This is a genomic window from Halomonas sp. V046 (genome assembly GCF_052645355.1).
Genome location: NZ_JBQXYF010000023.1, coordinates 38,260 through 46,975 on the forward strand (window position 1 = coordinate 38,260; position 8,716 = coordinate 46,975).

At 66.4% G+C, this 8,716-nt stretch carries 7 protein-coding genes; 2 read left to right on the forward strand and 5 right to left on the reverse strand.

The features are described from left to right. The 4 genes from ACUN9Y_RS21460 to ACUN9Y_RS21475 all read right to left on the reverse strand — a co-directional run bounded on the left by ACUN9Y_RS21460 (position 1) and on the right by ACUN9Y_RS21475 (position 3,879). Complete coding sequence (locus ACUN9Y_RS21460; RefSeq protein ID WP_445462781.1) at positions 1 to 501, reverse strand: tripartite tricarboxylate transporter TctB family protein; 501 nt, start codon at positions 499 to 501, stop codon at positions 1 to 3. After that, a complete protein-coding gene (locus tag ACUN9Y_RS21465) occupies positions 498 to 1,484 on the reverse strand; it encodes a Bug family tripartite tricarboxylate transporter substrate binding protein (protein WP_445462782.1) in 987 nt (328 codons plus the stop codon). Before ACUN9Y_RS21465 ends, ACUN9Y_RS21460 begins: the two co-directional genes overlap by 4 nt. Positions 1,485 to 1,679: 195 nt before the next feature. Next, entirely contained in the window at positions 1,680 to 2,888 is a 1,209-nt protein-coding gene (locus tag ACUN9Y_RS21470; RefSeq protein WP_445462783.1) for a CaiB/BaiF CoA transferase family protein, read from the reverse strand. A gap of 34 nt (positions 2,889 to 2,922) precedes the next feature. After that, positions 2,923 to 3,879, reverse strand: coding sequence for a hydroxymethylglutaryl-CoA lyase (locus ACUN9Y_RS21475; protein ID WP_445462784.1), 957 nt, complete (start codon positions 3,877 to 3,879; stop codon positions 2,923 to 2,925). 329 nt (positions 3,880 to 4,208) lie between these two features. On the opposite strand from ACUN9Y_RS21475, the gene ACUN9Y_RS21480 reads away from it, so the two are divergent. Together ACUN9Y_RS21480 and ACUN9Y_RS21485 are read left to right on the forward strand one after the other, a co-directional pair. Beyond that, positions 4,209 to 5,792 carry a peptide MFS transporter gene (locus tag ACUN9Y_RS21480; RefSeq protein ID WP_445462785.1) on the forward strand — a complete coding sequence of 528 codons (1,584 nt, stop codon included), beginning with the start codon at positions 4,209 to 4,211 and terminating at the stop codon, positions 5,790 to 5,792. Between the two features lie 87 nt (positions 5,793 to 5,879). Then, positions 5,880 to 7,685 carry an aminopeptidase P family protein gene (locus tag ACUN9Y_RS21485; protein WP_445462786.1) on the forward strand — a complete coding sequence of 602 codons (1,806 nt, stop codon included), beginning with the start codon at positions 5,880 to 5,882 and terminating at the stop codon, positions 7,683 to 7,685. A gap of 257 nt (positions 7,686 to 7,942) precedes the next feature. Here ACUN9Y_RS21485 and ACUN9Y_RS21490 read toward each other — a convergent pair whose 3' ends face one another. After that, positions 7,943 to 8,278 carry a hypothetical protein gene (locus ACUN9Y_RS21490; RefSeq protein ID WP_445462787.1) on the reverse strand — a complete coding sequence of 112 codons (336 nt, stop codon included), beginning with the start codon at positions 8,276 to 8,278 and terminating at the stop codon, positions 7,943 to 7,945. Positions 8,279 to 8,716 lie beyond the last annotated feature (438 nt).

Genomic DNA, 8,716 nt, shown 5'->3' on the forward strand with positions numbered 1-8,716 from the left:
TCACTCTCCTGCCCAAGGCAACGTCAGCCAGGGCACATCCGGCAGCGGCATGCCGAGACCAAACTCGAACAGCGCGTACAGCCCCAGCGCCAGCGCCACGCCGTAGATCAGCCCCTGGCGCCAGGCGGCGCCAAACAGGCGCAACAGCAGCACGCTACCGACCACCGTGACCGGCACAAACCCCAACGGCTCGAGCAAGCTGGCATAAATCACCAGCAGCACAATCACCGCCAGCTGACGGCCGAGTGCGGCACGGTCCGGCCAGCGCTCGTTGAAGCCCGGACGCAGGATCAGGTAGGCCGACAGCAACGCCAGCGGCACGGCGACCAGCCGGGGGAAAGCCCCCGGCCCGACCGGCTGCATGAAGCCGGTCACGAAACTATGCGAATGCCACCAGGCGCCGACTGCCACGATCAGCAGCACCGCCCCGGCGAGCCGGTCGCCGACCGGTGCCGGCCGGCGAAGCTCCTCCTGGGCTTGTGCCGGGCCCACTTCACTCATTGGATGACCCCGATCTCGCGGGAAATGGCCTCGACGTTGGCGATGGATTCGCGCACAAACTCGGAGAACTCGTTACCGCCCCGCCACAGCGGCACCAACCCATTCTGCGCGGCGGTCTCCTTCCATTCATCGCTGTCATAGAGGGTGTTCAACGACTCGACCATGGCGGCGTAGTCCGCATCGGAAACCTCACCGCCGGTATAGAAACCGCGCCAGTTATAGCCGGTCACGTCATAGCCCTGGCTGACCGCGGTGGGCAGGGCATCGAACGGCTCGGGCAGCGGGTCATCGGACAGCACCGCCAGCACCCGGACATCGCCGGATTCGATGAACCCCGCGACCTCGCCAAGATCGGTGGACACCACGTCGACGTGGTTGCCCATCATCTGGGTCACCGCCGGGCCGCCGCCATCGAACTGCACCCAGCGCATCTGAGCGATCTGGTCACCGGGCAGCCCCGCGGCCTTGGCCAGCATCAGCGCGCGAATATGGTCCCAGCCACCGGCGCCGCTAGAGCCGGCGACGGCGAGCGACGTCGGATCATCGACGATGGTGTCGAGCAGCTGTTCGAGGGTCTCGAATTCGCTGTCGTCGTCGACCAGAATCACCCCCACGTCGGTCCCGAGCATGCCGAGCCAGCGCATGGTGTCGGCGCCCCCCGGGTAGCGGCCCTGGGCGATCTGGGTCATGCCGACGGTACTGGTCGCCACCACCAGGTCACTGTCGTCGGCACGCTTGGAGGCCACGTTGGAGAACGCGACCGCGCCGACGCCACCGGGCATGTTGGTGACCTGCACCGAGCCGTCGGTCAACTCAAGCTCGGTCAACAGCTTGCCGACGGAGCGGCAGGTGAAGTCCCAGCCGCCGCCCGGGTCGGCCGGCGCGATGCATTCATCGATGGGCACGGCCAGGGCCGAGCCCGAGAAGGCGAGGCCGGCGGCCATAGCCGGCGCACCGAGCGCACGCTTGAAGGAAACTGGCATAGGGGTTCTCCTTGGCCGCTGGTGCGGCATTGTTGTGATGGAGCATGGTTGGCGGTCGCAACCGCCGGGTGTCAGCGTTGTGTCATGTCCCTATCGGGTCATGCGGGGTCGTGCCTGGTCTGGCGAGATGCGGCTCCCTGCGCCGCCTCTCACGCCTTTTGCGGCGCGCGCCGTGCGGCCGGTCCAGCGACTACCTTAAACCACTCCTTGCTGGCGCAAGGCCGCGCGCATCGGTTCATCGAATCCAAGTTCGGCGAGCACTTCGTCGGTGTGCTCGCCGAGCCGCGGGGCGGGGCGATGCACCGCCGCCGGCGCCTCGCGCATCTTGACCGGAAACCCGGTGGTCATGATCGCCCCGACGTCGCCCTGGTCGAGGCTCAGGAGCATCTGCTGTTGGCGAATCTGCGGATCGTCGAAGGTCTGCCCCAGGTCGTGGACGCGGCCACAGGGAACACCAGCATCGTTGAGGTGAGCGATCCACTCATCCACCGGGCGCGCCCGGGTGACCTGATTGAGAATGGCCTTGAGTGCCTCGCGGTTGGCCATGCGCGCGGCGTTGCCGGCGAAGCGCTCGTCTTCGAGGAGGTGCGACTGATCCAGCGCCCGCAGCAGTTTTGCCACCATGGCTTCGCTGCTGGGAGCGATGGCGACCTCGCCGTCGGCGGCCTCGAACAGGCCGTAAGGGTAGAGCATGGGGTGATCGTTGCCGGTACGCCGAGGGGGCTTGCCGGTGACGAAAAATTCGGCGGCCAGATAGCCGAGCATCGCCACCAGGCCGTTGGTCAGCGCGGTCTCGAGGATTTCCCCCTGCCCGGTGCGCTCGCGCCGCACCAGGGCCGCGCTGACGCCGAAGGCCAGGTTGAGGCTCGCTACCATGTCGCTGATCGGCGGCGCCGCACGCATCGGCTCGCCGCCGTCAGCGCCGTTGACGCCCATGAAGCCGCTCATCGCCTGCGCCACGAAGTCGTAGGCCGGGCGGTCGCGATAGGGGCCCGTGGAGCCGAAGCCGTTGATACGCCCCACCACCAACCGCGGGAAGCGCCGACGCAGGCTATCATCATCGAAGCCCATCCTGGCCAGCACCCCGGGGCGGAAGTTCTCCACCAGCACGTCGGCCTCTTCGAGCAGGCGCGCCAGAATCTCGCGCCCCTGGTCGCTTCTCAGGTTGAGGGTGATCGACCGCTTGTTGCGATTGAACTGGGCGAAGTAGGCGCTGAAACCATTGACCATGTTGCCCTGGGTGCGAACCACATCGCCTGCCCCGAGCGACTCGACCTTGATGACCTCCGCGCCGTGATCGCCGAGCATCTGGGAGGCGAAGGGGCCGGAAATCACGCGGGTCAGATCGATCACTCGGATGCCGTCCAGGCTGCCTCGTGACCCCAGCAATGACTCGTCCTGCATAACGTATCCTTACTCGAAGAGGGCCGAAGGCGCGCTAGCTGCTGGCAGTGGCAACGCCGCTACGCGCGTGACGCTTGAGCCTGGGGCCGGCCTTGGCCACCTGAGAGGGCAGGTCGCGGCCGATCAGGCGTGACGCCAACTGGGAGGCCTGAATCAAGCGCTCGAGCATCACTCCGGTCTCATAGCCCAGTTCGGTGAGCAGGTACACCAGCTCTTCGGTGGCCAGGTTGCCGCTGGCGCCGGGGGCAAACGGGCAACCGCCTAGGCCCCCGATCGCGCTCTCGTAGCGGCCGATGCCCAGCGCCAGGCCCTGCATCACGTTAGCCAGCGCCAGCCCGCGGGTATTGTGAAAATGCAGCGTCGTCACGACCTCGGGCGCCAACCGCGTCAGCGACTCATGCAATCGCGAGATCACCGGCGGCGTCGCCATCCCCGTGGTATCGCCCAGGGTGACATCGCCGATTCCCATGTCCTGCAGGCGTCGGGCGATCTGCCCCACCCGCTCCGGGGCGACCTCCCCTTCGAAGGGACAACCGAAGGCCGTGGCGATGGCCCCGTCGACTTCGACGCCACTGCCGGCCAGGCGCGCAACGATGGCTTCGAAGCCGGCCAGAGACTGGCCGATGGTGCGATTGACGTTCTTGGCGTTATGCGTCTCGGAGGCCGAGACGAACAGCACCACGCGATCCACGCCCGCCTCCAGAGCGCGCTCGGCCCCTCGCAGGTTGGGTACCAAGGCGCTGAAATGGGCCCCGTCCAGGCCATGGGCGGCCACCACCAGCTCCTCGGCATCGGCCAGCCCCGGCACCGCTCGGGGGCTGACGAAAGAGGTCAGCTCGAAGCGCCTGAGACCCGCGTCGTAAAGGGCGTTGAGCAACCTGAGCTTATCCTCGGTGACGAGCACCCGTGGCTCGTTCTGAAGACCATCGCGGAGCCCCACCTCGGTGACCCGAACGGAAGAAGGACAAAGCGATGAACTGAGGATAGACATGATGGCTCCAGGCGATGGTCGACAATCGATATGCTGCCAATATAGAAACTAATACCTCTTATGCACATACGTCTTTTCGCTGACGCCTGACTCAGATCAGTACCCACCCCCATCCCCCGTCCGCGCCCCTCTGGCGGGGATTCCCGAGAATTCCCCGCCGTGCTATTGATCGATAGTGTTTTTTATCGCACTTCAGCATATTTTTGCGCGCTTCCACCAATCTTGTCCCGAACGGGTCTCTACCTTGCTGCGTTCTGGACATCCTGCCATCGATCTCGGCGGGCAAGCCGCGTATTGACGACAACTCGCACCTGAAAAGGCCTGGCTGCATGCATCCCTCGAACCCTTCCGCTGCGTCGCGCTCCGGCGTTGACGCGAGTTTCTTCGGACACCCTCGCGCATTGGGGCCGCTGTTCTTCACCGAGATGTGGGAACGTTTTTCCTTCTACGGTATCCGGCCCATGCTGGTGCTGTTCATCGCCGCGTCGCTGTTCGATGGCGGTCTCGGCTTCGACGAGAAGACCGCCGCGGCCATCGTCGGCATCTATGGCGGGGCGGTCTATCTCGCCGCGCTGCCCGGTGGCTGGCTGGCCGACAACTGGCTCGGCCAGCGGCGCGCCGTGTGGTATGGCTCGGTACTGATCGCCCTCGGCCACCTGTGCATCGCCCTGTCGGCGCTGCTCGGCGCCGTGGCCTTCTTCGTTGGCCTGATCTTCATCGTCCTCGGCACGGGCCTGTTCAAGACCTGCATCTCGGTCATGGTCGGCGGCCTGTATGACGAAGACGACGTGCGTCGCGACGGCGGCTTCGCCATCTTCTACATGGGCATCAACATCGGTAGCCTGCTGGCCCCGCTGTTTACCGGTGTGCTGATGGAGACGATGGGCTGGCACTGGGGCTTCGCCATCGGCGGCCTCGGCATGCTCGTTGCCCTGCTGCTGTTCCGGCTCTGGGCGGTCCCCGCCATGCGCCGCGCCGACGCCCTGCGCGGCCGGGACTCGAGCTGGGATACGCCGCCCCGTTCTCGCCGCCACGTCGGCCGCTACGTGCTCGGCGCAGTTGGCCTGATCGCCGCCGGCGTGGCGCTGGTCGCCGGTGGCGTCATCACCCTCGACCCACGCCGGGTGGCCGAGGCCATGACCAGCGTGCTGATCATCTGTTCGCTGGCCTTCTTCGTCTACCTGATGGCGTTCTCGGGCCTCAACGGCGAAGAACGGCGACGCGTCTCCGTCTGCTTCATCCTGATCGTGGCCGCGGCCTTCTTCTGGGCCGCCTTCGAGCAGCAGCCCACCTCCTACAACCTGTTCGCCGCCCAGTACACCGACCGCTCCGTCTTCGGCTGGGAGATCCCGACCCTGTGGTTCCAGTCGCTGAACCCGATCTTCATCGTCCTGCTCGGCCCCGTGTTCGGCTGGCTGTGGCCAGCGCTGGGACGCCGCCAGCTGGAGCCCGGCAGCCCGATGAAGTTCGTGCTTGGCCTGGGCCTAGCCGCCGCCGGGTTTGCCCTGATGATGCTCGCGGCCAGGCAGGTGCTGGGCGGTCCCGGTTTGGTGTCACCGCTGTGGATCGTCGCTAGCATGCTGCTGTTGACCCTCGGCGAGCTGTGCCTGTCACCGGTGGGGTTGTCGACCATGTCGGGCCTGTCACCGCAGCGCACCCAGGGCCAGCTCATGGGCCTGTGGTTCACCGGCGTCGCCCTCGGGAATCTCGTGGCCGGCTTGATCGGCGGCCACGTCAACGCAGAAGAAGTCGCACAGATGCCCGAACTGTTCGCTCGCTCCGCCATCGCTCTGGTGGTGTTCGCTGTCGTCCTGCTATTGCTGGTGCCGGCGTTCAAGCGCATGCTTTCGGGCAATCGCTTGATCGACCCGGGCGCCGCTCGACGAGCCCAGTCGCGCCTATCGGCGGTTTGATTCCCGGGCCAACGCAAGCGTCATCCGCAGAAGTGCCGGGCCAGCGCTGGCCCGGCCCCCAGTCATTGCCACTACCGGAGTCCCCGCATGTCACTATCCACCGCCGCCGAACGTCTCGCCGCCCTGCGCGAGGCCATGCGCCGCCACGAGATCGACGCCTGGTGGCTGCCGTCCAGTGACCCGCATCACAGCGAATACCTGCCCGAGCACTGGGCCGGCCGCGAATGGCTGTCTGGCTTCGACGGCTCCGTCGGCACGCTGGTGGTGACCCAGCACGCCGCGGGGGTGTGGGTCGACAGCCGCTACTTCGTCCAGGCCGAGGCCCAGCTCGCCGGCTCCGGCATCGACATGATGAAACTGACCCAGGGCCAGGCCGGCGCGCCCATCGAGTGGCTGTCCACCCAGCTCAGTGACGGCGCGGTGCTGGGCTACGACGCTCAGGTCATATCGCTGGCCCACGCCCGTCAGATGGACGAGATCCTGACCCCGCAAGGCATCACCCGCCGTGGCGACCTGGACCTGCTGGACGAAGCCTGGGCGGAGCGCCCGCCGCTGCCGACCGCTGCGGTTCAGGCCCACGACCCGCGCTTTCTCGACCAGACCCGCGCCGAGCGCCTGACTGCCGTACGCGAGGCGATGATCGAGCAAGGCGCCGACTGGCATCCGATCTCGACATTGGACGATATCGCCTGGTTGACCCAGCTACGCGGCGCCGACGTCGGCTTCAACCCGGTCTTTCTCGCCCATCTGCTGATCGGACGCGAAGGCGCCACCCTGTTCATCGCCCCGGGCAAGCTGGAGGCGGCGGTGGTCGAGGCCCTGGCCGCAGACGGCATTGAACTCGCCGACTATCGCGACTGGACACAGCACCTGGCCGCCCTACCGACGTCCGAGCGAGCCCTGATTGACCCGGCACGACTGTCGCTGGGCAGCCGCCAAGCGCTCCCCGAGGCCATGGATGTGGTCGAAGGCTTCCAGCCCAGCACCCTGGCCAAGGGCCGTAAGAGCGACCATGAACTCGGCCATGTCCAGGCCACCATGGAAGCCGATGGCGCCGCCTTGTGCCGCTTCTTCGCCTGGCTCGACGGCATGCTGACAAGCGGCGAGCGCGTCACCGAGCTGGACGTGGACGCCCGGCTGTTCGAGGAGCGCTCGCGCCATGCCGATTTCTTCTGTGAGAGCTTCAACACCATCGCCGCCTTCAATGCCAACGGCGCCCTGCCCCACTACCGCGCCACCGAGGCCGCCCACTCGGTGATCGAGGGCGATGGCCTGCTGCTGATCGATTCCGGTGGCCAGTACCTGGGCGGTACCACCGACATCACCCGCATGGTGCCGGTGGGTACCGTCAGCGACGCCCAGCGCGAGGACTGCTCGCTGGTGCTCAAGGGCATGATCGCCCTATCCTGGGCGCAGTTCCCGGAAGGCATCGCCGCTCCTCGCCTCGACGCCATCGCCCGCGCCCCGCTGTGGGCCACCGGGCGCGACTATGGCCACGGTACCGGACACGGGGTCGGCTACTTCCTCAATGTCCATGAGGGTCCACAGGTGATCAGCTCAGGCGCCCCGGTGGCGACCCATACCGCCATGCGTGAAGGCATGATCACCTCCATCGAGCCCGGCGTGTATCGCCCACAGCGTTGGGGGGTGCGTATCGAGAACCTGGTCGCCAACCGCACGGCATCGGACAGCGAGTTCGGCGACTTCCTGCGCTTCGAGACCCTGACGCTATGCCCCATCGATAGCCGCTGCCTAGATCTCGACGCCCTCGATGCCAGCGAGCTGGCCTGGCTCGACGTCTACCACGGCGAGGTCCGCCGCCGCCTGGCACCTCACCTGGAAGGCAAGGCGCTGGATTGGCTGATGGCTCGCACGGAGCCACTCGGCGCCTGATGGCGCCACGCCAACAGCACACGAGGCCCCGCTATCTGTCGATAGCGGGGCCTCGTCATTGGCACTTAGGATAGCCTCTTAGGCCAGCCACTTAGGCCAACCACTTAGAACAGCCACTTAGGACAGCCACTTAGAACAAGCTTTTCCGCCAGGCTAAGCTCGACGCCCACTCGCGGTGTCTGAAGCCGGATGTCGCGTCGAGCGCAACCGGGAAAGCCCCGTGATCGGTGGTCAAGGAGCCATGCGCTTGGAGTCTGTCATGGCGTTGCAAGGCCACGATCAGGCACGACCGATACGCGCACTGCCGGGTTCCCTGTCACGTATTGGATACGCGGGCCACCGTCGTACTGCGCTGTGGTGGCGCGGACGCTCTCGGCATACACCCACGCCTGACCAGCCCACTCTCGCTCGCGCTCGCCGGCTACCGCGGCGGCGCTTGCTTGTACCATCTGGGGTCGCGGCGGCCGATCGTGGGTCTGGGTCTGGGCCACCACAGGCCACGCCGATAGCGCCAGGAGAGCGGCCAACCCCATGGCCAGTCCCGCGCGAAACAGCGCGTCGAAAGTCATCGTAGTGAAAGTCGTCGTCATCATTGCTGCACCTCTCCAACACTCTCCCCGGTGACCAGCACCGGGGGTCAGCGAAGGCCGCCGCATCCTCTGGCGGCACACAGGCTTGCCACTCGCATCTTAGGCCTCGGCCATTGCCAGCAGCATCGGTCGGTCGAGGAAGGCGCAAGCCCCCATCGGGGATAGGCGGCCGATGAGAGCCTTGAGAAAAGCCCAGGTGGAACAGCTCTTGTGGAGAAGCTCTTGTAGAGAAGCTCTGGTAGAAAAGCCCAGGTGGAACAGCTCTTGTGGAGAAGCTCTGGTAGAAAAGCCCAGGTGGAACAGCTCTTGTGGAGAAGCTCTTGTGGAAAGCGGCACCGCCTCTTCCACGCCCTGCCCCGCCCCGCTCGCGTTTTTGCCTCGGTTCCCCGGTTCAGGCACCGACCTCAGTCATCGGCAAGGGACGGCAGCAGTACCTTGAGC

Excerpts from the sequence above, each read along its gene's own strand:
- ACUN9Y_RS21475 (WP_445462784.1), bottom strand. The coding sequence starts at position 3,879 with ATGTCTATCCTCAGTTCATCGCTTTGTCCTTCTTCCGTTCGGGTCACC.
- ACUN9Y_RS21465 (WP_445462782.1), bottom strand. The coding sequence starts at position 1,484 with ATGCCAGTTTCCTTCAAGCGTGCGCTCGGTGCGCCGGCTATGGCCGCC.
- ACUN9Y_RS21480 (WP_445462785.1), top strand. The coding sequence starts at position 4,209 with ATGCATCCCTCGAACCCTTCCGCTGCGTCGCGCTCCGGCGTTGACGCG.
- ACUN9Y_RS21460 (WP_445462781.1), bottom strand. The coding sequence starts at position 501 with ATGAGTGAAGTGGGCCCGGCACAAGCCCAGGAGGAGCTTCGCCGGCCG.
- ACUN9Y_RS21490 (WP_445462787.1), bottom strand. The coding sequence starts at position 8,278 with ATGATGACGACGACTTTCACTACGATGACTTTCGACGCGCTGTTTCGC.
- ACUN9Y_RS21485 (WP_445462786.1), top strand. The coding sequence starts at position 5,880 with ATGTCACTATCCACCGCCGCCGAACGTCTCGCCGCCCTGCGCGAGGCC.
- ACUN9Y_RS21470 (WP_445462783.1), bottom strand. The coding sequence starts at position 2,888 with ATGCAGGACGAGTCATTGCTGGGGTCACGAGGCAGCCTGGACGGCATC.